The organism is Microbacterium binotii (assembly GCF_021398715.1).
In the GTDB taxonomy this organism is placed as follows: domain Bacteria; phylum Actinomycetota; class Actinomycetes; order Actinomycetales; family Microbacteriaceae; genus Microbacterium; species Microbacterium binotii_A.
Genome location: NZ_CP090347.1, coordinates 648,042 through 669,462 on the forward strand (window position 1 = coordinate 648,042; position 21,421 = coordinate 669,462).

22 protein-coding genes and 3 tRNA genes are annotated in these 21,421 nt (G+C 70.1%); 15 read left to right on the forward strand and 10 right to left on the reverse strand.

What is annotated here, in order from left to right:
* Window positions 1-267, reverse strand: a complete 267-nt coding sequence (locus LXM64_RS03345) for a DUF4229 domain-containing protein (RefSeq protein ID WP_234074613.1) — start codon at window positions 265-267, stop codon at window positions 1-3.
* 70 nt (window positions 268-337) lie between these two features.
* Here LXM64_RS03345 and LXM64_RS03350 point away from each other — a divergent pair, with 70 nt between their 5' ends.
* A complete protein-coding gene (locus LXM64_RS03350) occupies window positions 338-724 on the forward strand; it encodes a PLDc N-terminal domain-containing protein (RefSeq protein WP_234074614.1) in 387 nt (128 codons plus the stop codon).
* A gap of 1 nt (window position 725) precedes the next feature.
* A complete protein-coding gene (gene menD / locus LXM64_RS03355; protein WP_234074615.1) occupies window positions 726-2,504 on the forward strand; it encodes a 2-succinyl-5-enolpyruvyl-6-hydroxy-3-cyclohexene-1-carboxylic-acid synthase in 1,779 nt (592 codons plus the stop codon).
* Between the two features lie 4 nt (window positions 2,505-2,508).
* Here menD and LXM64_RS03360 read toward each other — a convergent pair whose 3' ends face one another.
* The gene (locus LXM64_RS03360) at window positions 2,509-3,750 is read right to left on the reverse strand and encodes an isochorismate synthase (protein WP_234075529.1); all 1,242 of its coding nucleotides are present in this window, start codon (window positions 3,748-3,750) and stop codon (window positions 2,509-2,511) included.
* 141 nt (window positions 3,751-3,891) lie between these two features.
* Between LXM64_RS03360 and LXM64_RS03365 the strand changes: the two genes are divergently transcribed.
* The 5 genes from LXM64_RS03365 (at window position 3,892) to LXM64_RS03385 (ending at window position 8,833) form a co-directional block, all read left to right on the forward strand.
* Window positions 3,892-4,569, forward strand: a complete 678-nt coding sequence (locus LXM64_RS03365) for a class I SAM-dependent methyltransferase (RefSeq protein ID WP_234075530.1) — start codon at window positions 3,892-3,894, stop codon at window positions 4,567-4,569.
* A 48-nt stretch (window positions 4,570-4,617) separates the two neighbouring features.
* Entirely contained in the window at window positions 4,618-5,679 is a 1,062-nt protein-coding gene (locus LXM64_RS03370; RefSeq protein WP_234074616.1) for a polyprenyl synthetase family protein, read from the forward strand.
* 71 nt (window positions 5,680-5,750) lie between these two features.
* The gene (locus tag LXM64_RS03375) at window positions 5,751-7,124 is read left to right on the forward strand and encodes an FAD-dependent oxidoreductase (protein WP_234074617.1); all 1,374 of its coding nucleotides are present in this window, start codon (window positions 5,751-5,753) and stop codon (window positions 7,122-7,124) included.
* A gap of 50 nt (window positions 7,125-7,174) precedes the next feature.
* Window positions 7,175-8,146 carry an alpha/beta hydrolase gene (locus tag LXM64_RS03380; RefSeq protein ID WP_234074618.1) on the forward strand — a complete coding sequence of 324 codons (972 nt, stop codon included), beginning with the start codon at window positions 7,175-7,177 and terminating at the stop codon, window positions 8,144-8,146.
* A gap of 120 nt (window positions 8,147-8,266) precedes the next feature.
* Window positions 8,267-8,833, forward strand: coding sequence for a manganese efflux pump MntP family protein (locus tag LXM64_RS03385; protein ID WP_234074619.1), 567 nt, complete (start codon window positions 8,267-8,269; stop codon window positions 8,831-8,833).
* Between the two features lie 197 nt (window positions 8,834-9,030).
* Here LXM64_RS03385 and LXM64_RS03390 read toward each other — a convergent pair whose 3' ends face one another.
* From LXM64_RS03390 to LXM64_RS03400, 3 genes are all read right to left on the reverse strand, one after another.
* On the reverse strand, window positions 9,031-9,567 hold the full coding sequence (locus LXM64_RS03390; protein WP_234074620.1) for a sigma-70 family RNA polymerase sigma factor: 537 nt from the start codon (window positions 9,565-9,567) through the stop codon (window positions 9,031-9,033).
* A 96-nt stretch (window positions 9,568-9,663) separates the two neighbouring features.
* Window positions 9,664-10,044: a YybH family protein gene (locus LXM64_RS03395; RefSeq protein ID WP_234074621.1), complete on the reverse strand. Its 381-nt coding sequence runs from the start codon at window positions 10,042-10,044 to the stop codon at window positions 9,664-9,666.
* Window positions 10,045-10,134: 90 nt separating this feature from the next.
* Window positions 10,135-10,623, reverse strand: a complete 489-nt coding sequence (locus LXM64_RS03400) for a YajQ family cyclic di-GMP-binding protein (RefSeq protein ID WP_137417904.1) — start codon at window positions 10,621-10,623, stop codon at window positions 10,135-10,137.
* A gap of 67 nt (window positions 10,624-10,690) precedes the next feature.
* On the opposite strand from LXM64_RS03400, the gene LXM64_RS03405 reads away from it, so the two are divergent.
* The 4 genes from LXM64_RS03405 to LXM64_RS03420 all read left to right on the forward strand — a co-directional run bounded on the left by LXM64_RS03405 (window position 10,691) and on the right by LXM64_RS03420 (window position 13,496).
* On the forward strand, window positions 10,691-11,182 hold the full coding sequence (locus LXM64_RS03405) for an FBP domain-containing protein (protein ID WP_234074622.1): 492 nt from the start codon (window positions 10,691-10,693) through the stop codon (window positions 11,180-11,182).
* Window positions 11,179-12,093: a PfkB family carbohydrate kinase gene (locus tag LXM64_RS03410; RefSeq protein ID WP_234074623.1), complete on the forward strand. Its 915-nt coding sequence runs from the start codon at window positions 11,179-11,181 to the stop codon at window positions 12,091-12,093. Before LXM64_RS03405 ends, LXM64_RS03410 begins: the two co-directional genes overlap by 4 nt.
* Window positions 12,094-12,198: 105 nt before the next feature.
* Window positions 12,199-12,283, forward strand: a tRNA-Tyr gene (locus tag LXM64_RS03415).
* 241 nt (window positions 12,284-12,524) lie between these two features.
* Window positions 12,525-13,496 carry a hypothetical protein gene (locus tag LXM64_RS03420; protein ID WP_234074624.1) on the forward strand — a complete coding sequence of 324 codons (972 nt, stop codon included), beginning with the start codon at window positions 12,525-12,527 and terminating at the stop codon, window positions 13,494-13,496.
* A 36-nt stretch (window positions 13,497-13,532) separates the two neighbouring features.
* On the opposite strand, the gene LXM64_RS03425 is transcribed toward LXM64_RS03420, so the two are convergent.
* The gene (locus tag LXM64_RS03425) at window positions 13,533-15,119 is read right to left on the reverse strand and encodes a phytoene desaturase family protein (protein WP_234074625.1); all 1,587 of its coding nucleotides are present in this window, start codon (window positions 15,117-15,119) and stop codon (window positions 13,533-13,535) included.
* 51 nt (window positions 15,120-15,170) lie between these two features.
* On the opposite strand from LXM64_RS03425, the gene LXM64_RS03430 reads away from it, so the two are divergent.
* From LXM64_RS03430 to LXM64_RS03445, 4 genes are all read left to right on the forward strand, one after another.
* On the forward strand, window positions 15,171-15,977 hold the full coding sequence (locus LXM64_RS03430) for an inositol monophosphatase family protein (protein WP_234074626.1): 807 nt from the start codon (window positions 15,171-15,173) through the stop codon (window positions 15,975-15,977).
* Window positions 15,978-16,249: 272 nt separating this feature from the next.
* Window positions 16,250-17,533, forward strand: coding sequence for a M23 family metallopeptidase (locus LXM64_RS03435; protein ID WP_234074627.1), 1,284 nt, complete (start codon window positions 16,250-16,252; stop codon window positions 17,531-17,533).
* 69 nt (window positions 17,534-17,602) lie between these two features.
* Window positions 17,603-17,674, forward strand: a tRNA-Thr gene (locus tag LXM64_RS03440).
* A gap of 34 nt (window positions 17,675-17,708) precedes the next feature.
* Window positions 17,709-17,785, forward strand: a tRNA-Met gene (locus LXM64_RS03445).
* Here LXM64_RS03445 and LXM64_RS16140 read toward each other — a convergent pair.
* The 4 genes from LXM64_RS16140 to LXM64_RS03465 all read right to left on the reverse strand — a co-directional run bounded on the left by LXM64_RS16140 (window position 17,742) and on the right by LXM64_RS03465 (window position 21,305).
* Entirely contained in the window at window positions 17,742-19,547 is a 1,806-nt protein-coding gene (locus tag LXM64_RS16140) for a recombinase family protein (protein WP_419144873.1), read from the reverse strand. The genes LXM64_RS03445 and LXM64_RS16140 overlap by 44 nt on opposite strands.
* Window positions 19,544-19,825: a hypothetical protein gene (locus tag LXM64_RS03455; RefSeq protein WP_234074629.1), complete on the reverse strand. Its 282-nt coding sequence runs from the start codon at window positions 19,823-19,825 to the stop codon at window positions 19,544-19,546. Before LXM64_RS03455 ends, LXM64_RS16140 begins: the two co-directional genes overlap by 4 nt.
* A gap of 161 nt (window positions 19,826-19,986) precedes the next feature.
* Window positions 19,987-20,433, reverse strand: coding sequence for a hypothetical protein (locus LXM64_RS03460; protein WP_234074630.1), 447 nt, complete (start codon window positions 20,431-20,433; stop codon window positions 19,987-19,989).
* Complete coding sequence (locus LXM64_RS03465; RefSeq protein WP_234074631.1) at window positions 20,430-21,305, reverse strand: replication-relaxation family protein; 876 nt, start codon at window positions 21,303-21,305, stop codon at window positions 20,430-20,432. Before LXM64_RS03465 ends, LXM64_RS03460 begins: the two co-directional genes overlap by 4 nt.
* Window positions 21,306-21,421: the final 116 nt, after the last annotated feature.

Sequence of the window (21,421 nt, forward strand, 5' to 3'; positions counted from 1 at the left end):
TCAGTCCCCGGATGCGGCGTCTTCCGCCTCGGCGTCGTCGGCACCGAGCGGGCGGCGCGGCTCGCGGGGCTTGCCGAGATCGGCCGTCGCCTCCGCCAAGGGGCGGCGCAGGAAGAGGATGGACAGGCTCAGCCCGATCAGCGCGGCGAAGATGGCCGCGAGCCAGTACAGCTCCCGGAACACGGGCAAGAGCATGAGGATCGCGAACGGCACGAGGAACGCGAGAACGCGCAGCACCGAGTAGACGATCGCGGGACGGGCCTTCACCCCCTCATCCTACGCGTCGAGCGCCTGCGCTCTCGGGGCCCGTGCAGGCCGCGCGGCCTAGGATGGGGGAATGGTCCGGCTCCTGCTCATTCTGGCGCTGGTTGCCGTCGTCTTCTGGGTCTACACGGTCGTGGACTGCGCGGTGCAACCGGCCTCGCGTCACCGCGGCGTCAGCAAGGGCACCTGGCTGGTCATCGTGATCCTGCTGCCCGTCGTTGGCGGCATCCTGTGGTTCGTGACGGGGCGCGCGCGCAAGAACGCGGCGCCGGTGCGGCGGGCACCCGACGACGATCCGGACTTCCTCCGCACGATCGGCTCGATCAGCGACCAGGACGAGCGCATCCGTCGCTTGGAGGAGGAGCTGGCACAGCTCGACTCCGACGACGAGACCCCCCGCTCGCCGGAGGCACCGGGACATCCCGCGCCGCGTCGGCCCGACGAGGACGAGCCGCGCTGAGATGACGACGCCCGAAGACGCCGGCCGCGCGCCGGCGACGGATGCGGCTGCGGCGCTGCTCGCGCAGCTCTTGGAGCGCGGCGTCGAGCACATCGTGGTGAGCCCCGGTTCGCGGTCGCAGGCGCTCGCGCTGATCGCCGCCGCCGCCGAGACGTCGGGGCGCGCGCGGGTGCACGTCCGCATCGACGAGCGGGTCGCGGGTTTCACCGCCCTCGGGATCGGGCGCGAATCCGGTGTTCCGGCGGTCGTGGTGTGCACGTCCGGAACCGCCGTCGCGAACCTCATGCCTGCAGCCCTCGAGGCGCATCACGCGGGCGTTCCGCTGCTGCTGCTCACCGCAGACCGCCCGCCGGAGCTGCGCGGTGTCGGCGCGAACCAGACCACGCGGCAACCGGGGCTCTTCCAGCCGGCGACCCGTCTCGACATCGATGCTCCGGTGCCCGACGCGATCGACGCTGACGGTTCGTCCGAGCAGAGCCGTATGTTCCGCCGGCTCGCCGATGACGCGTTCGACGCCGCTCTCGGCGCCGGCACCCGCCCCGCCGGTCCCGTGCACGTCAACCTGCCCTTCCGCGAGCCGCTGGCCGGCGCCCTTCCCGCGTGGTTCGCCGTCTCCGGCGCTGACGAAACCCCCGACGCGCAGGAGGAGGAGCCCGCATCCGGAGCGCTCTACCAGGGCGGCGGCGGGATCGGCGAGTCCGACGTCCCCGAGGAGCCCGGAGCGGCTCCGCTGCTGCTGACGCAGGGCCCGCGCACGGTCGTGATCGCCGGGGCGGATGCGGGAGTCGACGCCGAACGCGTCTCGCACGAGGGAGGCTGGCCGCTCATCGCCGAGATCGTCAGCGGGGCCCGGTTCGGGCGCCTGCTCGTGCACGGCTACCGGCAGGCGCTGTCGGATCCCGAGCTCGGGGGACGCGTCGAGCGGGCCGTCGTGTGGGGCCATCCGACGCTGAGCCGCGAGGTCACCGCTCTGCTGCGTCGCGACGACGTCGAGGTCGTCGCGATACGGGGCCCCGGTGAGCCGTTGAACCTCAACGGTCGCACGACCGCCGTCGATGCGGTCGCCGTCGCGCCCGGTGACGCCGATCGTGCGTGGCTGGGGGAGTGGATGCGCGCCTCCCGTGCCGCATCGGTCGATCTCTCGCCGCCCGCGCCCGACGCGGACGGCCTCGCCTCCGCCGTCCCGCGCGAGCGGCTGTCGGCGGTCTCCGCGGAACTCGGCGTGCTGCGAGCCCCGCTCGATCGAGCGGCGCTCGTCGATGCCGTGTGGCGCGCGAGCTGGCCCCACGACCGGCTGGTCTTCGGGTCCTCCCGCCTCGTCCGCGTCGCCGATCAGGTGCTGGGCGGCAAGAAGGTTCCGGTGCACGCGAATCGCGGGCTCGCCGGCATCGACGGCACGGTCGCGACCGCGACGGGCGTGGCGATCGCGAGTCAGGACGAGGGGCGCCCCGGCGTGACCAGAGTGCTGCTGGGAGATCTCGCCCTGCTGCACGATGTCGGCGCCCTGCTGCTGCCGGCGGCGGAGGCGGAGCCGCGCATCCAGGTGATCGTGGGCAACGACGGCGGCGGCACGATCTTCGACGGGCTCGAAGTCGCCCGCGTCGCGGAGGCGGCCGCCATCGACCGCGTGCAGTACACGCCGCAGTCGGTGCGGCTGGAGCATCTCGCTCTCGCCTACGGGTGGGAGTATCGCCGGATCACGACGCGGGCCGCGCTCGACCAGGCGCTCACCTCTCCCGCCGGCGGCCGTCAGCTCATCGAGGTGCCGCTGGAGCGCTGAGCGCTCAGGCCAGAGCCTCGACGATCGGGCGGAACTTCACCCGCGTCTCGAGCAGCTCGGACTCGGGATCGCTCGCGGCGACGATACCCGCACCGGCATACGCGGTGAGGGAGACATCGCCGCCCGCGTCCGGGGTGTCGAACTGGGCGCAGCGCAGGGCGATGGCCCACTCTCCGTCGCCGTCCTGGTCGATCCATCCCACAGGGCCCGCGTACCGACCGCGGTCGAAGGGCTCCAGGCGGCGGATGACATCGAGCGCGGCGGACGTGGGGGTTCCGGCGACGGCCGCCGTCGGGTGCAGCGCCGCGACGAGATCCAGCGACGACGCCGTGTCGGAGAGCGCACCCTCGACGTCGGTCGCCAGGTGCCAGACGTTCGGCAGCTTGAGGGTGAACGGCTGCTCGCTCGAGCGCAGCGCGCGGGTGTGCGGTTCGAGCGCGGCCAGAACGCTGCGCACCGCGAACTGATGCTCGTCCTGATCCTTGGTGCTCGTGGCGAGCGCGAGGGCGGCGGCGGCATCCGCATCCGGATCCGCGCCGCGTGCCGCCGTGCCCGCGAGCACGCGGGCGGTGACGGTGCCCTGCTCGACGGTCACGAGGGTCTCGGGGCTGGCGCCGATCAGCCCGTCGACCGCGAAGGCCCACGTGTCGGGGTAGCCGGATGCGAGGGCGCGCACAAGCCGGCGCAGGTCGGAGCCGGCGGGCACGGTGCCCGCGAGGTCTCGCGCGAGGACGACCTTGCTGACCTCGCCCGCGGCGATCGCCGCGACGGCCTCGCGTACCGAGGCGATGTAGCCGGCCGGATGCTGACGGCCGGGTCCCAGGGTCGCGGACCAGTGCGCACCGTAGGGCGTCGCCGCGGGGGCGAGGGCGGCCTCGTCGCTCCAGCGGATGCGGGTGAGCCAGGAGCGCCCGTCGCGGCGTCCGATGACGACGCGGGGAACGAGCAGGGCGCCGGGCCGGGCGGAGCGGCGGTCGAAGGGCAGGGCGCCGAAGGCGACGAGGCCCGTGCCGGGGATCTCGAGCGGGTCGTTGACGACGGCGGCGGCGGCGACCTCGCGCCACCGATCGGCGCGCGCGTCGGCGTCGGAGGCGAAGGGCAGGGCGAGCGGCTCGCCGAGACCCACCATTCCCTCGCCCCGGCGCTGCCACACGAGCGGGCGGGCGGGGTCGGTGAAGGCGAGCAGGTCGTCGATCGGGTCGATCTCGCGGGTCTCGACGAGCAGCCGAGGACGCGAGGCACGAATCACCCTCCCAGCCTAGACTCGCCCCGCTCGAGGAAGGCCCAGCGAGAGGGGGGCGCACGCACGCCTTAGGCTGGTGATGTGACCGAGAGCCCTGACCAGCACCGCGCCGACCTCGGCAAGGATCCGGGCCGTGTCAGCGGCATGTTCGACGAGGTCGCCGCCGGCTACGACCGCACCAACACGGTGCTCAGCCTCGGCAACGACCGGCTGTGGCGCGTCGCGGCGACGCGCGCGATCGCGCCGCGCGCCGGCCAGCGCATCCTCGACCTCGCCGCCGGCACCGGCGCGAGCGCCGTGGCGCTGGCCCGCAGCGGCGCGGAGGTGGTCGCCGCCGACTTCTCGCCCGGGATGATCGCCGAGGGCGTCCGGCGCCACGGGCACATCATGAACCTCACCTTCCAGGAGGCGGATGCCACCGCCCTCCCGTTCGAAGACGCGTCGTTCGACACCGTCACGATCTCGTTCGGCCTGCGCAACGTCAACGACCCGCACGCGGCGCTCGCCGAGATGCGCCGCGTGACCAAGCCCGGTGGCCGACTCGTGGTGTGCGAGTTCTCGCACCCGCCGCACCCGCTGTTCGCCGGCCTCTACCGCTTCTACAACGACCGTGTCCTACCCGTCGTGGCGCGTGGCGTCAGTTCGAACGCGGACGCCTACGACTATCTCAACGAGTCGATCAAGGACTGGCCCGACCAGCGCACTCTCAGCGGCTGGATCCGGGATGCGGGCTGGGTCGACGTCGCGCACCGCGACCTCACCTTCGGCATCGTGGCGCTGCACCGCGCGCGTGCGCCGTTCGCCGAGCCCGCACAGAACTGAGGGCCCGCAGCGGGGCGAGCCTCTCCGGCCCGCGGGTAGGCTAGAGGAGTGACACGGAGCCCCTCTGCGCCTGGCGCGCACCTCGCGAGCAGACTCGGCCTCGCCGACCGTGTCTTCGCCGGTCCCGTTTCCCGCCGACTTCAGAAGACCGTCGAAGACGGCCTGGCCAAGGTCGAGGCCCACCTCGCCGATGAGCTGCACGTGGCCGATGCCCTCGCCGACGCCACGAGCCGTTACCTCTACGAGGCCGGCGGCAAGCGCGTGCGTCCGATGCTGACGGTGCTCACCGCGCAGCTGGGTGACGGCGTCAACGAGCAGGTCATCGATGCCGCATCCGCTCTCGAGCTGACCCACCTCGGATCGCTGTACCACGACGACGTCATGGACGGTGCGGACGTGCGCCGGGGTGTGCCCGCCGCGCACTCCGTCTGGGGCAACAGCGTCGCCATCCTCACCGGAGACCTGCTGTTCTCCCGCGCGAGCCAGATCATGTCCCGCCTGGGCGACAAGGCCATGAAGCTGCAGGCCGACACCTTCGAGCGGCTCGTTCTCGGGCAGATGCACGAGACCGTCGGTCTTCAGGCGGGCGACGACCCCGTCGACTTCTACCTGCAGGTGCTGAGCGACAAGACGGGCTCGCTCATCGCAGCCTCCGCGCAGGCCGGTGTCCTCTTCTCGCACGCCCCCCTCGCCTACGAAGAGCCGCTGCTGACCTTCGGAGAGAAGGTCGGTGTGGCCTTCCAACTGCTCGACGACGTCATCGACCTTTCGGCGGATGCGGCCGAGACCGGCAAGGTGCCCGGCACCGACCTGCGCGCGGGCGTGCCGACCATGCCGTATCTGTTGCTCGGACGCCTCGACGATCCGGCATCCGTCGACCTGCTCGTGCGCATCGACGCGGGCGTTGCGCAGATCGCCGACGGGGCCGACCCGGCGCTGCTGGACGATCCGCTGGCCGAGCTGCGCGAGCACGCGGCCACCGAGCAGACCCTGGCGCTCGCGCACGAATGGTCGGACGCGGCGGTCGCCGCCCTGGAGCCGCTCCCGCGCGGTGCGGTCCGCGAGGCGCTCACGCGGTTCGCCGACGCCGTCGCCGACCGCAGCAGCTGATCTCCGCGCCTGCGAACCAGAGCGCTCGAGGCGTCGCCACCGACGCCGCCGTATCCCTCGAAAGGACTCCCATGACCAAGCTCCGGCTGGCCATCGTCGGCGCAGGACCCGCGGGTATCTACGCGGCCGACATCCTCCTGAAGGCAGAGCGCGCGTTCGACGTCTCGATCGATCTGTTCGAGCACCTCCCCGCGCCCTACGGCCTCGTGCGCTACGGCGTCGCCCCCGACCACCCTCGTATCAAGGGCGTGATCACGGCCCTCCGCGACGTGCTCGACCGTGGCGACATCCGCCTGTTCGGCAACGTGCGCTTCGGTGAGGACATCACCCTCGACGACCTCAAGAAGCACTACAACGCGGTGATCTTCGCCACCGGCGCCATCCGCGACGCCGACCTGGACATCCCCGGCATCGACGCGGAGGGCTCCTACGGCGCGGCGGACTTCGTGAGCTGGTTCGACGGGCACCCCGACGTGCCGCGCACCTGGCCGCTGGATGCCACCTCGGTCGCCGTCATCGGTAACGGCAACGTCGCCCTCGACATCACGCGCATGCTCGCCAAGCACGCCGTCGATCTGCTGCCGACCGAGATCCCGGAGAACGTGCACGCCGGGCTCGAGGCCTCGACCATCACCGATGTCCACGTGTTCGGACGCCGCGGCCCCGCCCAGGTGAAGTTCACGCCGCTCGAACTGCGCGAGCTCGGCGAGCTGCGCGACGTCGACATGGTCGTCTACGACGAGGACTTCGACTACGACGAGGCGTCGCTCGCCGCGATCGCGAGCAACAAGCAGGTCAAGGTCATCGACCGCGTGCTGCAGGAGTGGCGCACCCGTCCGGGTGCGAACGGCGCCGGCGGCGAGGCCTCTCGGCGCCTGCACCTGCACTTCTGGGCCAAGCCCGTCGAGGTCAAGAAGGATGCGGCGGGCCGCGTCGCGGCGCTGGTCTACGAGCGCACGCGTCCCGACGGCGAGGGCGGCGTCGCCGGTACGGGCGAGCTGCGCGAGGTTCCGATCCAGCAGCTGTACCGCGCGGTCGGCTACTTCGGCTCGCCGCTTCCCGGCGTCCCGTTCGACGAGCGCCATGGGGTGATCCCGAACCTCGAGGGTCAGGTGCTCCACCCCGATTCGAACGAGGTCGTCCCCGGCGTCTACGCGACCGGCTGGATCAAGCGCGGACCCGTCGGCCTGATCGGTCACACCAAGTCCGACGCGATGGAGACCGTGCGCCACCTCATCAACGGCCAGGCTTCGTGGTGGCAGCCCGAGGATGCCTCCCCGGAGGCGGTCCCCGCCCTGCTCGCCGAGCGCGGCGTGCGCTGGACCGACCTCGAGGGGTGGCACCGGCTCGACGAGCACGAGATCGCCCTCGGCGCTCCCGCCGAGCGTGCGCGCATCAAGGTCGTGCCGCGCGACGAGATGGTGGCGATCTCGCGCGGCGAGTGAGCTCGCGACCGATCGGTCGCTTCCCGGACGCGCGTCGCTAGGCTGACGGCATGAGCGCCTGGGCCCCCGACATCCTCGGGCCCGGCTTCGCGCAGCAGACCCTGCCGCTGGATCTTCCCGCGGACGACGGTCCGCTGGTGGCGACCCTCGTGCGGCACCTGCCGCATCCGTTCGGCCGGCTGGTCGCGCCGCTTCGCGACGTCGACGTGCTGTACGTCCACGGGTGGTCGGACTACTTCTTCCAGACGGAGCTGGCGCGTTTCTGGGCCCGGCTCGGAGCGCGCTTCTACGCCCTCGATCTGCACCGGTACGGTCGGAGCCTGCGTGAGGGACAGGTTCCCGGCTATGCCGACAGCCTCGACGAGTACGACGCCGACATCGCGGCGGCGCTCGCCGCGATGGGGCCGCGCCGCAACAGGCGTCTCGTGCTCCTCGGGCATTCCACGGGCGGGTTGACGCTGTCGCTGTGGTCGGCACGCCATCCGGGAACGGCGTCCGCGGTCGTGCTCAACAGTCCCTGGCTGGAGTTCCAGATCGGGTCGTTCGGGCGCCAGGCGATCGCGCCCCTCATCCAGGCGCGGGCCCGCGTTCAGCCCCGGGGGTCGCAGCCCGTCGTCGACCTCGGGTTCTACACGCGGGCGCAGACCGAGCTCGGTGTGCTGCCGATCCCGGGCTACCGCGAGCAGTGGCGGCCGGCGCAGGGCTTCGCGACGCATCCCGGCTGGCTGCATGCCGTGCTGGAGGGGCACGCGCGCATCGCCGCCGGCGTGGATGTGGGAGCGCCCGCGTTCGTCCTGCTCTCCGCGCGCTCGTCGTCGCCGATCCGCTGGAGCGAGCAGATGACCTCCACCGATTCCGTGCTCGTCGTGGACGACATCGCTCGTGCCGCGCTCAAGCTCGGTCCGCTCGTGACGGTCGCCCGCATCCAGGGAGCGGTGCACGACGTTTTCCTGTCGGCGGCGGAACCGCGACGCGTCGCGTACGCGGAGCTCGAGCAGTGGGCGCGCGCACGCTTCCACTGATGTTGGGGAAGCCGAAAAGCTGACAATCGCGCGGCGGAGTTGAGTTCGGTTTTCCGAAATCGGCAGGCTGGAGGATGCAGGCCATCGCCCGCGTCCTCCCACCACCCCACCAGGAGCGTCATGTCGTTCTGGGCATTGCCTCTGCTCGCCGTCGGCGTCTCCGCCGACGCCTTCGCGGTCGCCCTCGGCAAGGGCCTGCAGCTGCGCGCGCAGATCGTCCGCAACGCCCTCGTGCTCGCGCTCGCCTTCGGCCTCGCGCAGGCGCTCATGCCGCTGCTCGGATACCTGCTCGGCAGCGCATTCGCCGCGTTCATCGAGCCGTTCGACCACTGGGTCGCCTTCGCACTGCTCGCCGCCGTGGGCGTCAAGATGCTGTGGGAGGCGCTGACCCCCGACAAGGAGGGCGCAGAGGCCGGGAGTGCCCGCCTCTCGACGCGGGAGACGATCGTGCTCGCCGTCGCGACCTCCATCGACGCTCTCGCCGTCGGCTTGAGCTTCGCGTTCCTGAACTTCCCGGTGTGGATCGCCGTCATCGCGATCGGTCTGGTGACCTTCGTGCTGTCGTTCGCGGCGGTGCTCATCGGGCACCGCATCGGCACCCGCTTCCGTCGTCCTGCCGAGATCGTGGGCGGCCTCGTGCTCATCGGCATCGGTACGCAGATCCTGATCTCGCACCTCACCGCCTGACGCCGCCGCCGCACGAGAAAGCCCCTCCCGCGAAGGGGAGGGGCTACACGACACGACATCGCGCTTCACACGACGACGATGACCCGAACATCCCCGGCGCGCGGTGTTGCTTCGCCCCAGGCTTTCACCCCGGAGCGTGCGGCGGCGGAATGTGAAACGACTCTCATGCCGTTCTCACGCGGGATGTGCATCGTTGCCTAGCCGGCTTCCTCCATACCGGCCTTGCGGCAGGCGCCGAGCGCCTTGCGGGCGCGGGCTACGCGCTGACGCGCCGCAGCGGCGGTCAGGCCCAGCTGCTCGGCGATCTGAGTGCTGGACAGGCCGTCGACGACACTCAGCAGGAGGGGACGGCGAAGTGCGTCCGGGAGGTCGTTGATGGCGGCCAGCGCGCCGGCGAGCAGGAGTCGTGTCTCGACGTCGAGGGCGGTGTCGGCGTCGTCGCTGCGGTCGTCGGCGATCGGCGCGACGGGATGCCTGCGCCGCTGTCGAGCGAGGTCGTAGGCGGCGTTCCGGGCGATCGCGTCGAGCCACGAGCACATCTGCCCCGGCTCGGGCGAGTGGATGCGCTCCACCGCGCGCCAGGCGCGCATGATCGCATCCTGCGCGACATCGTCCGCATCGGACGGATCGACGCCCAGCGAGATCGATCGCCGACGCAGTCGCTGCGGGTCGGAGCGGATCATCGCCTCGAGGGCGGCGTGCGTGCCGGACGAGGCGGGGGATGCTGACGACATGAGGGAGTTCATCCGTTCGGGAGGACGTCGCAGAATCCTACCGACGCCGCCGGTGGGCGGGGACGGCGACCCGGCGCCGCCCCCGCCCGCTCGCGCTCAGACGGTACCGAACGGGTTGTCGATCGCGTACCGCCAGCCGTGCTCCTCGTCGAAGACGGCGACGTCGGCCGTGCTGCCGCCGAGCGACACCTGGCTGCCGTCGGCGGCGGTTCCTTCGAGCGTCCAGTCGGCGATCGCGAGGCCGACGGAGCCGTTGACGAACACGTTGCGCACGGTCATCGAGATCGGCAGGCCGATGGCGAGGAACTGCTCCAGCGCGCCCGCGACCGCCTCGTCGCCTGTGACCGGCTGACCCGGGGCGGGCACGAAGACGGCGCCGGGGGCGTTGAGGGCGGTGAGGGCGGCGAGGTCTCGCGCGTTGAAGCGGCGGGCGAACTCGGCGGGCAGCTGGTCGAGCGAGGTGACGGGGGAGGTCATGGTCTTCCTTTCGATGTGACCGCGATGTGCGGTCACCGAGGAAGACGTCGCAGCCGCCGAGCTGTGAGGAGAAAGTCCTTCAGCCCTGGCTCACCGGTAGTTGGTGAACTGCAGATCGACGTCGAGGTCGGCGGCCTTGAGAAGACGCTGGACTTCCTGCAGGTCGTCGCGGGACTTCGACTGCACGCGCAGCTCGTCGCCCTGGATCTGCGACTTGACGCTCTTAGGCCCCTCGTCGCGGATGATCTTGCCGATCTTCTTGGCGATCTCCTGCGAGATGCCTTCCTTCAGCGTCGAGACGATCCGATACTCCTTGCCGCTCGCGGTGGGCTCGCCCGACTCCAGGCTCTTGAGCGAGATGCCGCGCTTGATGAGCTTGGTCTGGAAGACATCCAGGACAGCGTTCGCCCGGTCCTCGCTGTTGGCCTTGATGAGGATCGACTCGCCGCTCCACTCGATGGACGCGTCGGTGCCCTTGAAGTCGTAGCGCTGCTCCACTTCCTTGCGGGCCTGGTTCAGAGCGTTGTCGGCCTCCTGCCGATCGATCTTGGAAACGATGTCGAACGAGGAATCTGCCATGCCGCGATTCTTCCATGGGCCGATGCGGCCCGCATCCGGCGTCCGCGTCGATTCGTAGACTTGAGTCATGCGGGCTCTGACGGAGGAACAGGTGCGCGAGTCGTTCGTGAACGCCGCGCCGGAGGAAGTCCGGGTGGCCGCCATGCCGCACGACTTCCTGCTCACCGATTGGGACCACCTCGACTTCCTGGCGTGGCGCGACCCGCGCTCGCGCGGCCGCGGGTACCTGGTGACCGAGTCCGAGGGGCGGCCGGCGGGTGTGGTGCTCCGCGCCGCGGAGGGCAACGGCCGTGCGCGATCGGCGATGTGCAACCTGTGCCACACGATGCAGCCCGGCGACCAGGTCGCGCTGTTCACCGCGCGCCGGGCGGGCGAGGCGGGAGAGAGCGGTGACAGTGTGGGGACGTACATGTGCGCCGACCTGTCGTGCCACGAGACGGTGCGGTTGGCGGCCCCTCTCGCACCGAGCGAGATCCGGGCGAGCGTCGATCGCCGCATCGACGGCACGCGTGCACGGGCTGAAGCGTTCGTCGGGCGCGTGAAAGGGGAACAGGGATGACCGCAGCAGGACGGGTCGTCGTCATCGGAGACGCGCTGATCGACGAATTGCGCGACGACATCGGAGTGCGCGAGTTCGTCGGGGGAGCGGCCCTGAACGTGGCCGTCGGGTTGGCTCGGCTGGGCCTTCCGACCACGCTGATCGCGATGGTCAGCGACGACGAGCCCGGCGACCGCATCCGCGCCTATCTCGACGACTTCGGCGTCGAGCTGGTGGCGACCCCGTCGCCGCACGGCTCGTCGCGCGCGGTGAGCACCCGCAACGCCGGCGGGGAGCCGGTGTACGTGTTCAACGAGGCGGCGTGGAACCGCCGCATCCGCTTCGGCGACGAGGAGCGTCGCGTCATTGCGGATGCGGCGATCACGGTCGTCAGCTGCTTCCCGTTCGACGACGCGGCGCAGGCCGCCGAGCTCGCGGATGCGGTGCGTGCCGCCGACGGGCTGCTCGCGGTCGACCCGAACCCGCGCGAGGGCATGATGCACGACCGCGCCGCATTCGTCGCGGGCTTCGAGCAGCTCGCCGCGCTCGCCGACCTCGTCAAGGTCGGCGACGACGACGCGGAGCTGTTGTACGCGGCACCACTGGACACCGTGCGTGACCGGATGCGGGAGCTCGGTGCGGTGGCCGTGCTGACGACGCGCGGTGCGCAGGGGGCGGGCATCGTCACGGATGCGGTCGCGATCGAACGTCCGATCGCCTCCGTCCCCGGCGCCATCGTCGACACGATGGGAGCGGGCGACGCCGTGCTCTCTTCCGCCGTCGCGTCGCTGCTGTCCGAGCATCCGAGTGACGAAGCCGCCTGGGTGACGCTGGTCGACACGGCGATGGGGGTCGCGGCCGCGACCTGCCGTTTCGAGGGCGCGCTGCTGCGCTTGCCCTCCGCGCTGTCGGGACTCGATCAGGGCTCCTGAGCCGCCGCGCGCGGGCCCGCCGCGGATTTCTGAGTACGTCGGCGAGGGGGTAGTATCGGGGATCGCGCCTCTGGTCGACTGTACAAGCTGGGCAGGTGCGCACTTGGCGAGTTACCCAAGCGGCCAAAGGGATCTGACTGTAAATCAGCCGGCGTAGCCTTCGGGGGTTCGAATCCCTCACTCGCCACCATCGAAGCCGAAAGCCCCCGCATGGGGGCTTTCGGCTTTTCCGTGTTCTGCCCGTGTGCGCGCCCTGTTCCCCTGTCACAGATCGACGCGATGAGCGCGATCTGTGACAGGGGAACAGGGCTTCTCTGCGCACCGACGTGTCGCCGGTCGGTTCTGCACGCCGCCCACAACCCTCCTCGGTGGATCGGCGCGGCGTGCCAGGATGAGAGGGCGGGCGAGGGGCGCCCGCGAAGGGAGCCGTGATGTCCGCGCCGCAACCGCCCGTCGCACCGTCCGCTGCGCCGACCACGGAGTCGTCGAGCCCGAACCGTCTCGTGCGGGCCGGCATCTGGGTCGCCATCGGCGCCCTGATCGCCGCGGCGCTCGTCAGCGTCGTCTGGGTGCTCATCGGCTCTCAGAACGGCATCGTCGGGCGTGCGTTCCTCACGATCTTCCTGCTCGCCGCCTTCGCCGGCGTCTCGATCCTCGACGCGCATCTGGCCCCTCGGCGTCCCGGATGGTTCGTGCTGACGAGCATGATCGCGTGGGTGCTGATCCTCATCGTCGGCGCCTTCCTCATCTGGATGCCGGAGCGGCCCTCCTTCGACGATTTCCGCTACGGCGCCGAGGGCCTCACGGCCTTCACCCGGTTCTTCTCGTTCCTGATGATCGTGCTGATCGTCCAGCTCGCCGTCCTCCACGTGCGTCTGTACACCAAGGCCATCGTGCGCGTTCCCACCCTGTTCAACCGCATCGTCGGATACGTGACCGTCGGCCTCGTCGCAGCCCTCGTCGTGCTGCTCGTGCTGCCGCTGACGATCCAGGAGTGGGTGGACTTCTACGACGTGTACTGGCGCATCGTCGTGGCCGTGACGATCCTGGCGGCCGTCGGCACCGCCCTGGTCCCGCTCGTGAACCTGCTGTTCGGTCCCAAGACGCCCCGCGCCCAGACGGCGCCGCCGACCTGGCCGGTCGCTGCGCCGCAGGCGTGGCCGACGTACGCCGACCGCGTCACCCCGCTGCCGGTCCTCCCCGACGGCTCGCCCGACTGGCAGGCCTACTACACCGGATACCCGACGGGTTGGCACCAGACGCCCCCGACGGTCTCGCCCACGGCGGAGGCGGCGTACGGCGCCCAGCCGCCCGCATCCGCCGCGCCGGTGACGCCGTCGGAGCCGCCCGCGGCCCCCGGCTACGAGGGCTTCCCGCCCCCGCCGCCGCTGCCCCCGCGCTGATCAGTCACCTGCGCACGCTCGGGTGACGCCCCCGCGTCAGCCGGGCAGCAGCGCGATGGCGGCCATCGCGGCGTTGTGACCGCCCAGCCCGCTGACAGCGCCGCCCCGTGCGGCGCTGGATCCGCAGCGGAGGATGCGGGAGTGTGCCGTGTCGACGCCCCACGCCGCGGCGGGGGAGGTCGCATCCGTCTCGTCCTCGCGCCACGGCCACGACAGCGGGCCGTGGAAGATGTCGCCGCCGGTCATGCCCAGCGACTCCTCGAGGTCCGCGGTGGTGCGCGCTTCGATGCAGGGCGCCCCGGTCGGGGTCTCCCAGATGCAGTCGGCGAGAGGCTCGGCGAGCACGGACTCAAGTGAGCGTTCTGCTGCCGCCAGCAGCGTGGCGCGCATCGCGTCGGGGTCCGCGCCGTTCATGAGCCGGTGCGGTACCTGAAGGCCGAACAGAGTGAGAGTCTGCGCGCCCGTCTCCTGCAGCTCCGGTCCCAGGATCGAGGGATCGGTGAGCGAGTGGCAGTAGATCTCCGCCGGGAGCGGGTCGGGGATGCGGCCGGCGACCGCCTCCGTGTACGCGGTGTCGAGCTGGGTCATCGTCTCGTTCACGTGGAACGTTCCCGCGAACGCCGCCGCCGGTGCGACGTGGCGATCGTGCAACCGGGGGAGCCGGTGCAGAAGCATGTTGACCTTGACCTGCGCGCCCTCCGGCTCCGGCCGCTGCGGGACGTCGGCTCCCGCCGCGGCGAGCAGGTGATCGAGGACGGCCGGTCCGACGGCGGAGAGCACCAGTCGGCCGGTGACGACCCCCGCATCCCTCCCGCCGTAGCGCACCTCGCCGTCGGGGCTCACGCTCGTGACCGGGGCGCCGGTGCGGATCTCGGCGCCCGCGCTCCGTGCGGCGCGCTCCAGCTCCGCGCTGACGTGTCCCATCCCGCCGACCGGGACGTCCCAGTCCCCGGTTCCGCCGCCGATCACGTGGTACAGGTAGCAGCGGTTCTGCCGCAGGGAGGGATCGTCGGCGTGCGAGAACGTGCCGATGAGTCCGTCGGTGAGCGCGATGCCGCGCGCGAGATCGCTCTCCAGGCTCTCCCGCAGCAGCGTTCCCAGTGGCCGCGCGGTGACCGCATCCCACAGCGCGTCGTCGCCGAGCGCCGTGCGCAGAGCGGATGCGGTGGGCAGCGGTTCGGTCATGGACGGGAAGACCGTGCGCGCGAGGGGCGCGACCCGCGCGTTCAGCTTCCGGTACCGATCCGTCTCCGTGCTGCTGCCGGTCGCGCGGCGGAAGCTCGCATCCGTCGCCTGCGCGTCACCGGTGTCGACGAGCACGCCGCGCGCCGGGTCGGCCGGGTTGGGGGTGTACGAGGAGTAGCGTCGGCGCCGCAGAGTCAGGCGCAGCCCGAGGTCGTCGACGATGCGGGCGGGCAGGAGGCTCACCAGGTAGGAGTATCGCGACAGTCGCGCAGAGACGCCGGCCCACGGCGACTCGGAGACGGCCGCTCCTCCGGTGTGGTCGAGCCGCTCCAGCACGACGACCGAGCGGCCCGCGCGGGCGAGGTAGGCGGCGGCGACGAGGGCGTTGTGGCCCCCGCCGACGATCACGACGTCATGGGTCGGTGCGATGACGGTCATGCCGCCACGCTAACGGCGGACCCTCGCCCCGCGCGACGGTAGCGTGGGAACATGCCCTCCGCTCTGGATCTGCAATCGCTCGCCATCGAGGTCGCGAAGGAGGCGGGGGCGCTCGCCGCCCGGCGGCGCCGCGAAGGCGTGCAGATCGCCGCGACGAAGTCCGCGCTGGCGGACATCGTGACCGACGCCGATCGCGAGGTCGAGCAGCTGGTGCGCGAGCGTCTCGCGGCGGCGCGTCCCGACGACGGCTTCCTCGGGGAGGAGGGCGGCGTGGCCGCATCCGCCTCCGGCATCACGTGGGTCGTGGACCCGATCGACGGCACCGTCAACTACGCCTACGGCATCCCGGCGTACGCCGTGAGCATCGCGGCCGTTTCGGGGGAGCCCGACCCGCAGAAGTGGGACGCACTGGCTGGTGCCGTCTACAACCCCGCCGTCGACGAGCTCTTCACCGCGGCGCGGGACGAAGGAGCGCGTCTCGTCTCGTCGATCGAGGGCGAGCGGGCCCTGCGCGTCGCCGAGCCGTCGGATGCGGGAGCGCTGCTGGCCACGGGGTTCGGATACGACCCCGCGACTCACGCGCCGGCGCTCGAGCGCCTCGCCCGGGTGATGCCGCTCGCGCGCGACCTGCGCAGAATCGGTGCGGCCTCGCTGGATCTGACGGGCGTCGCGGCCGGTCGCATCGACGGCTACTACGAGAAGGGCCTGTGGCCGTGGGACCATGCGGCGGGGGCCCTCATCGTCACCGAGGCCGGCGGCGTCGTGGCGGGACGGGGCGGCAAGCGTGCCGATCGCGAGATGACGATCGCGGCGGCACCGGGTCTCTTCGCCGCTCTGCTCGCCCGACTCGAAGACTGATGCGCGCGCATGGCATTCTCAGGCTCCGGGTTGTAGTGTTTACCTATTCGTTATCTTCGTTGCCCGAACGAGGATGAGCATCTCCTTCCGTTTTCCCTGTCGCTTCCCGTGCGACCGAGACCGAGGCTGACCACGTTTTGACCCCCCTAGATCCCCAGGCGGAGACCGCTCCCACGCGACGCTCCGGCCGGAACCGCGCTGCTGAGGCGGCTTCTTCGGGGACCTCGGATGCGGTCGCTCCACTCACCCGGGCACAGCTCCGCGCGCAGCAGGTGGCCGCGCGTCCCACGCCGGTCTGGCCGTCGCAGCGCGCCGAGACGCCCGTCGCCGAGCCTGAGCTGGTGCTCGAGGTCGTGCCGGAGCCGCTCGCGGCCGCCGACGTCACGCTGTCGGTATCGGAGCCCGAGGCGCCCGTCGCCGAGGCGCCACTGACCCGCCGCCGTGCGCGTTCGCTCGCCCAGGCCTCCGTCGCTTCGGCGACGCCCATCGACGTCGCTCTGGATGCCATCGACGACGAACCGGTCGCTCTGCCGGTCGTCGACACCGTCTCGGTCGCTTCGGAGACGGAGGCGAGCCCTGCCGAGTTGCCTGTCGCGGATGTCGCGACGGAACTCGACGACGAGGCCCGTGTGTTCGCCGAGGCGGTTCTCGCCGACGAAGCTGAAGCGCACGCGATCGCCGACGAGTTCGAGGCCGCTGCCCGGCTCTTCTCGTTCACCGGTGAGACCCCCATCCAGGTCGCCGCGGCCGCGATCGCCGATGAGCCCGTCGCGGCGCACGATGCCGCTGAGGCCGCTCCTGCGAAGCGTCGCCGCTTCAGCGGTGCGGCGTTCAAGCGCGCGACGGCCGCATCCGCCACCGTCGGTGCCATGGGAATCGTCGGGCTGCTGGCGATCGGTATGACGACGCCCGCCGAGGCCGTCTCTGGCGCAGGCAGCTCCGCCGCCGCATCCGTCTCGATCGCGACCGGCTCGAAAGCCGGCACCTCGAGCGCGCTGTCGAGCGACGAGATCCAGGCGTACGTGGCTCCGGCCGATGCGCAGGTCACCGCCCTGAACCGCAGCGACTACTCCACGGCGTCGACCGCTGAGCTCGCCGCCGAGTCGGGCATCACGCACTACTCGAACTTCTTCACCAACAACGCGAACAGCCCGATCCAGTGGCCGTTCAAGGTGGGCGTCTCGATCAGCTACGGCTTCGGGATGCGTGACGGCACGATGCACGAGGGCCTGGACTTCACGCCTGGCGAGGGTGCCGAGATCCAGGCCGTCGCCGACGGCGTCGTGCGCACCGCGACGGAGAGCGGCGGCGGGTACGGCGTGATGATCATCATCGATCACATCATCGACGGCAAGCTCGTCTCGACCCGCTACGGCCACATGCAGTACGGCTCGCTGCAGGTGAAGACCGGCGACACCGTGAAGGTGGGTCAGTTCATCGGGCGTGTGGGCGACACCGGCCACTCGTTCGGTGCGCACCTGCACTTCGAGGTTCTCGACAACGGCACGACGGCGATCGACCCGCTGCCGTGGCTGCGTCAGCACGCCGGCGGCTGACCGGCCGTGTTTCGTCGGGGCCCTCGGCTCTGATATTCTTTTCTGGTTGCCCGGATTGCTCCGGGCAGCGCCCCGATAGCTCAGTGGCAGAGCACTTCCATGGTAAGGAAGGGGTCGTCAGTTCAATCCTGACTCGGGGCTCGCAGCATCCGGTGGTCCGCCGCCGGAACGTCGCGGCAGGGTAGCTCAGTTGGTGAGAGCGCACGACTCATAATCGTGAGGTCGCGGGTTCAAGCCCCGCTCCTGCTACCAAAGTACTCATACTCGAACAAATGACCTTGAGATAATGGTCTAGGCGTTCGGAATCAGAAGCGCCGGAGTTTTCTCCGGCGCTTCTTGTATTGGCGGACGTGCTGCGCGTGTTGAGCATAGCGTCGCGGAGATCAGCAACCAGGGGCTGGAACTCGCGGGCAACAGTGGACTGGTGGCCATCGTCGTCCACCCAGATGCGTGAGAAGAACGCGGCGAGGAGCTTGCGCTTGACGGCGCCGGTTGCTGCAGTGAAGAGGGCATCGGGTCGGGCCATCAGGTCGAGGTAGCTGAGCACCATCTCGGTGCGCTGCTGGAGCGACTCGGTGGTGGTGTCCAGGCTGGTGCGGATCTCGTGCTTCTTGACCTGCAAATTTCGGAGCCGCGTGCGGAGCTTGTCGGTGGCGAGTGCTCCGTCGGCAGCGAGATCGACGAGGCGTTCTTCTTGGACGTCGAGCTTCTTGAGTTCCTTCTGCAAGCGTGCACGCTGTTCGGCGTGACGGGAGAGGACGTGGCTCAGTGCGGCTTGCACTTCCCCTTTCGCTTCGTCGATGGCGTCGGGGGAGAGGCGGAGGCTGGCGAACTCCCGGGTGAGTGCGCGCTCGAGTTCGTTCGTCGGGAGATACGGCAGGTCGCAGAGACCGTCTTGGCGACCTCGGCAGAGGAAGTACTCGTAGACCTGGTTGGCGTGGTTCTTGGCCTCGGCGAAGATGAGGCGGTGTTCGCGTCCGACGTCGTGGCAGCGGCCGCAGTGCAGCATGCCTCGGGCGAAGTGGTTGTGGACGCGGTCACGCTGTCCCCTCTTCACACGGGCGTCGATGACCTGTTGGACACGGTCGAAGAGGTCTGGGGTGATGAGTGCCTCGTGTCTCCCCGGGTACACGTGTCCTTTGAAGGTGACCATCCCGAGGTAGTACGGGTCGCGGAGGATCTGGCCGAGTTGGCTGCGTGAGAGCGGACGCTCAGGCCACTTGCTGGACTTGCGTGTCGTGAGTCCCTGTTCGGCGAGCATGGCGGCCAGCTTTGAGGTGCTGTACTCGCCGGTCGCGTACTGCTCGAAGGCCCAGCGGATGAGTGGCGCGCGCTGTTCGTCGATGCTGATCGTGTTGACGAGCCGCCCGTCGAAGTCCTTGCGGTCATTGATGTAGCCGAGCTTGGCGCGACCGACGGTGCCGCCATTCTTAGCCTTGTTGAGCAGCTTCTGCTTGATGTCTTCACCGCTCTGGCGGACCTGAACTTCGTTCATGATGTCCGTGACGGCTTCCATGGCCTCTGCCATGTAGCCGTCGCCGAAGTCTTCCTTCGCGGAAATGAGCTTGACGCCCATGCCGGCGAGGATGCGCTTCGTGATCGCCGCGTCACCGGCGTTCCTAAAGGCGCGCGAGCGCATGTAAATCACGACGAAGGAGACCTCAGGGTGCTCTTCGACGTACTGGAGGAGCTCGCGGAAGACCGGCCGCTTGGCGATGGTTTGCGCAGAGTTCCCAGGCTCGACGAACTCCTTGACGACTGGTGCCTTCACCCGCTTGGCGCGAACGAGACAGGCCTCACGCTGGGTGGCGATGGAGTTCCCGTCGGCGTCGATGTCGATCGCGGTAAACATCTGGCGCTGCGTCGATACGCGGAGGTACAGGACCGCTTGACCTTGGATGCCGAGATCGAACTCTGGCGGAGCAGATCCGTCGAGGCCGAGGAGGTGCTCCCACCCAGCGAACGAGGTGCGGCGACGTCCAGGGGCAGCGTGCGGTTCGAGGTCGCTGCTCATGGACGTGATGTGCTTTCTCTGGCGGCGGTGCCGCTGTCTCGCTGCGCGGCAAGGCGCTTTGCCTTGGCGCGAGCCTTGCCTTCGCGGATCAAGCGTCCGTGTTCTTCCGATTCAGCCACCAGGAGCACCAGTGTCACCGCTTCCACGACCTGGGCGAAGTAGCTGTTGAAAGGGCTGGGCCGATTCACTCCGATGAGTGAGGGGGACTTGGTTGCCGCCCCGATGCCTCCGTGGAGGGTGCGCTCCCGGCTGTCGGGATTCTGTTCTTGTTGTGTCATGTTGTTCTCCTTTCCTGCCCGCATTCAGGCGGACTTAGCTCATTGATTTACGCTCACTTCACCTCTTATGTCGAGATGTATGGTGACGTTGTTTTTGCATCACTGACCTGGGGAAAACTCTCGTCGTCCGCTGGTGGTCTGAGCGATGCGGGGGTGTGGGGTTACTTGTAGAACGCGTGCCACCAGCCGTCGAGGCGCACGACGTCGTAGATGTCGAGGATCTGCTTGTCGATCGCCGCGTAGTTCCAGATGAGGTGGTCTTCGGGGATGCCTTGGGTGCTCATGACCTCCTTTACGGCGTCCAGCCAGCCGAGCCCCTCGAGGACATCGCGGCGGAAGTGGCTGAACTGCTCCCAGGCGTCGACGTACGCGCGGTAGAAGGCTTCCTCAAGGTTCTCGCTCGCGACGTTGGTGTCGTGAAGGAGGAGGTATGCGGCGAACCCTGCTCCCGCTTCTTTGGTGAGCCGCAGCACCCGCAGGGCCTGGTCCGGGTCGTCGATGGTGGTGAGCGTTCCGTCGATAACGGCGGCTGCCTCGGGCCCGAACCGGCCGTCTTTCCAGGAGTGGTCTTCCGGACGTCGGTCTGGCGGCGGTACTTCGGGGCTCATCGGTTACTCCTTTCCTGGGCCTGGGCCTGGGCCTGGGCCTGGGTCGTTGTCGCGGCGTAGGAGTCAGGGTCATCGAGCACCGCCGTGAGCCGGTCGGTCGTGGCGCAGACGAACAGTCGGTCGTCCAGCCCTGCGGCGGCCTGGATGGCGGCGCGGAGGCGGGCTACGCGCGCCGCTGTGGGCAGCAGCCAGAGCACCCGGGGGAAGACCCCATGTTCGGCCTGGGCCTGGCCGGTGGCCTTGTAGGCGGCGTAGGTGCGGCACTTGGCGAGCAGGACCGGCAGGCTCTCGGTGCCGAGGTCGACCTCGACGTACCAGTGATCGTCGTAGTCAGGGGTGGTGAGGTGGGCGTAGAGGTCGGGCTTGAGGATCGTGGCCGTGCCGCTTCGGGTGAGGAACGGACGCCAGGAGTCGGGCTCGGCATCGATGCGTTCGATACCGAACGCGCCAATGCGGGCGTGGCGGATCAGGGCGACGTGCGTCTCCGTGACGGCAAGCGCGTGAGTCAGGAAGGGTGTGGCCACGGCGGCGAAACGGCGGCGGCGTGCGCCTTCCGGTCGGGTGAGGCGTTCGCCTGGCGCATCCAGATACCAAATGCTGGCCGCAGACCCACGGACACTGCCGCCGACGCGGCGCTCGAGGCGGGCGACGAGCCGATGGTGCAGTAGCCGGTGGAGGACGCGAATGCAGGCGCGAGTGCCGGCGGTTGGGGTGGCGTGCTCGGCGAAGAAGACGTCTCGGAGCTGGGTGGTGGTGGCGTAGCGGTGTCGGTTGAGGAACGTCAGGAGGTCCTCGTCGCGGGGTAAGAGCTCGGATCGCAGCAGGAGCAGCCTGGACGGTCCGGCTCCGGTGCGGGGCAGGCGCATGGTCATGAGCGCCCCCTCACGTCACGGGCGGCCCTCGACGGGGATTCGCCCGGTTGGCGGGCGTCTAAGGACTCCGCCAGGGGCGGAGTAGTCCGCTCCCAACTGGAGCTGTGAGCAGCAGA

What these genes read in the sequence shown, in the direction of transcription:
- LXM64_RS03350 (WP_234074614.1), top strand. Translation starts at nt 338, where the DNA reads ATGGTCCGGCTCCTGCTCATTCTGGCGCTGGTTGCCGTCGTCTTCTGG.
- menD (WP_234074615.1), top strand. Translation starts at nt 726, where the DNA reads ATGACGACGCCCGAAGACGCCGGCCGCGCGCCGGCGACGGATGCGGCT.
- LXM64_RS03365 (WP_234075530.1), top strand. Translation starts at nt 3,892, where the DNA reads ATGTTCGACGAGGTCGCCGCCGGCTACGACCGCACCAACACGGTGCTC.
- LXM64_RS03375 (WP_234074617.1), top strand. Translation starts at nt 5,751, where the DNA reads ATGACCAAGCTCCGGCTGGCCATCGTCGGCGCAGGACCCGCGGGTATC.
- LXM64_RS03380 (WP_234074618.1), top strand. Translation starts at nt 7,175, where the DNA reads ATGAGCGCCTGGGCCCCCGACATCCTCGGGCCCGGCTTCGCGCAGCAG.
- LXM64_RS03385 (WP_234074619.1), top strand. Translation starts at nt 8,267, where the DNA reads ATGTCGTTCTGGGCATTGCCTCTGCTCGCCGTCGGCGTCTCCGCCGAC.
- LXM64_RS03390 (WP_234074620.1), bottom strand. Translation starts at nt 9,567, where the DNA reads ATGTCGTCAGCATCCCCCGCCTCGTCCGGCACGCACGCCGCCCTCGAG.
- LXM64_RS03395 (WP_234074621.1), bottom strand. Translation starts at nt 10,044, where the DNA reads ATGACCTCCCCCGTCACCTCGCTCGACCAGCTGCCCGCCGAGTTCGCC.
- LXM64_RS03400 (WP_137417904.1), bottom strand. Translation starts at nt 10,623, where the DNA reads ATGGCAGATTCCTCGTTCGACATCGTTTCCAAGATCGATCGGCAGGAG.
- LXM64_RS03405 (WP_234074622.1), top strand. Translation starts at nt 10,691, where the DNA reads ATGCGGGCTCTGACGGAGGAACAGGTGCGCGAGTCGTTCGTGAACGCC.
- LXM64_RS03410 (WP_234074623.1), top strand. Translation starts at nt 11,179, where the DNA reads ATGACCGCAGCAGGACGGGTCGTCGTCATCGGAGACGCGCTGATCGAC.
- LXM64_RS03420 (WP_234074624.1), top strand. Translation starts at nt 12,525, where the DNA reads ATGTCCGCGCCGCAACCGCCCGTCGCACCGTCCGCTGCGCCGACCACG.
- LXM64_RS03425 (WP_234074625.1), bottom strand. Translation starts at nt 15,119, where the DNA reads ATGACCGTCATCGCACCGACCCATGACGTCGTGATCGTCGGCGGGGGC.
- LXM64_RS03430 (WP_234074626.1), top strand. Translation starts at nt 15,171, where the DNA reads ATGCCCTCCGCTCTGGATCTGCAATCGCTCGCCATCGAGGTCGCGAAG.
- LXM64_RS16140 (WP_419144873.1), bottom strand. Translation starts at nt 19,547, where the DNA reads ATGAGCAGCGACCTCGAACCGCACGCTGCCCCTGGACGTCGCCGCACC.
- LXM64_RS03455 (WP_234074629.1), bottom strand. Translation starts at nt 19,825, where the DNA reads ATGACACAACAAGAACAGAATCCCGACAGCCGGGAGCGCACCCTCCAC.
- LXM64_RS03460 (WP_234074630.1), bottom strand. Translation starts at nt 20,433, where the DNA reads ATGAGCCCCGAAGTACCGCCGCCAGACCGACGTCCGGAAGACCACTCC.
- LXM64_RS03465 (WP_234074631.1), bottom strand. Translation starts at nt 21,305, where the DNA reads ATGACCATGCGCCTGCCCCGCACCGGAGCCGGACCGTCCAGGCTGCTC.